Source organism: Halomonas korlensis (genome assembly GCF_900116705.1).
GTDB lineage: Bacteria > Pseudomonadota > Gammaproteobacteria > Pseudomonadales > Halomonadaceae > Halomonas > Halomonas korlensis.
This window is the reverse complement of the sequence record NZ_FPBP01000032.1, coordinates 1-1,399: the sequence shown is the minus strand read 5'-3', so window position 1 is coordinate 1,399 and position 1,399 is coordinate 1. Positions and strand designations below refer to the sequence as shown.

The 1,399-nt window shown below is 70.0% G+C and carries 2 protein-coding genes; both read left to right on the top strand.

Annotated elements, in window-relative coordinates; genetic code table 11:
* Positions 1-402 (top strand): NADH-ubiquinone oxidoreductase-F iron-sulfur binding region domain-containing protein (locus tag BM341_RS18835; RefSeq protein ID WP_281246511.1); only part of this gene is annotated, 402 nt, incomplete at its 5' end.
* Between the two features lie 11 nt (positions 403-413).
* Positions 414-1,399, top strand: a 986-nt coding sequence (locus BM341_RS18830) for a 2Fe-2S iron-sulfur cluster-binding protein (protein ID WP_139233051.1), incomplete at its 3' end; no start/stop codon positions are given.

The window sequence follows — 1,399 nt, the reverse complement described above, 5'->3', positions numbered from 1 at the left end:
GGCTACCTGCCGGGCGGCGCCTCCGGGGGCCTCCTGCCGGCGAGCAAGGCGGACATTCCGCTGGACTTCGACACCCTGCAGGCCGAGGGCTGCTTCATCGGCTCGGCGGCGGTGATCGTGCTGTCGGATCAGGACGACCTGCGCGCGGTCGCCAGCAACCTGCTGGCCTTCTTCGCCGACGAGTCGTGCGGGCAGTGCACGCCGTGCCGGGTCGGCACCGAGAAGATGCTGACGCTGCTCGCGCGCGACGCCTGGCACGTCGACGAACTCGAACGGCTGTCGCAGGTGATGATCGACGCCTCGATCTGTGGCCTCGGCCAGGCGGCGCCCAATCCGGTGCGGGGGCTGCTCAAGGATTTCCGCAATGAACTCGCCCGCCAGCACGTGATCGTCAAGGGGTAGCGAAGATGACCATGACCGACCCGAGCGTCAACGAACGCGTGGATACCCGCGTAAACGAAAACGCAGCCGAACGCTTTACCCTGACCCTGGATGGTGCCGAGGTCAGCGCTTACCCCGGCGAGACCCTGTGGCAGCTGGCCAAACGCGCCGGCGAGACCATTCCGCACCTGTGCTTCAAGGACGCCCCTGGCTATCGCGCCGACGGCAACTGCCGCGTCTGCATGGTCGAGGTCGCGGGCGAGCGCGCGCTGGCGGCGAGCTGCCTGCGCGAGGCGGCGCCGGGCATGGTGGTCAAGAGCGCCACTTCCGAACGCGCGCGCGTGGCCCGCGAAGGGGTGATGGAACTGCTGCTCGCCGACCAGCCCGACCGCGACGCCAGCCCCGACCGTTCCAGCCACTTCTGGGCCATGGCCGAGTCGCTTGCCATCGACGCCAGCGCGGTGCGCGAATGGCTGCCGGCGCGCGCCGAGCGCGGCGCCCCCACCGTGCACCATGTTGCCGAACGCTCGGCCGCGCTGCCCCATGCCCACGGCCATGACGCCAGCCATTCGGCGATGAACGTCAACCTCGACGCCTGCATCGAATGCAACCTGTGCGTGCGCGCCTGCCGCGAGGTGCAGGGCAACGACGTCATCGGCCTGGCCCACCGCGGCGCGGCGGCGAAGATCGTCTTCGACTTCGACGACCCGATGGGCGAGAGCACCTGCGTGGCCTGCGGCGAGTGCGTGCAGGCCTGCCCCACCGGGGCGCTGATGCCGGCGACGCTGATCGACGAAAAGGGGCGCGGCGACTCGCAGGCGGCCGACCGCACCGTCGATTCGGTGTGTCCCTACTGCGGGGTGGGCTGCCAGCTCACCTACCATGTCAAGGACGCGCAGATCCTGTTCGTCGAGGGGCGTAACGGGCCCTCCAACCAGAACCGGCTGTGCGTCAAGGGCCGCTTCGGCTTCGACTACCCCAACCACCCGGCGCGCCTCACCCGGCCGCTGATCCGCCG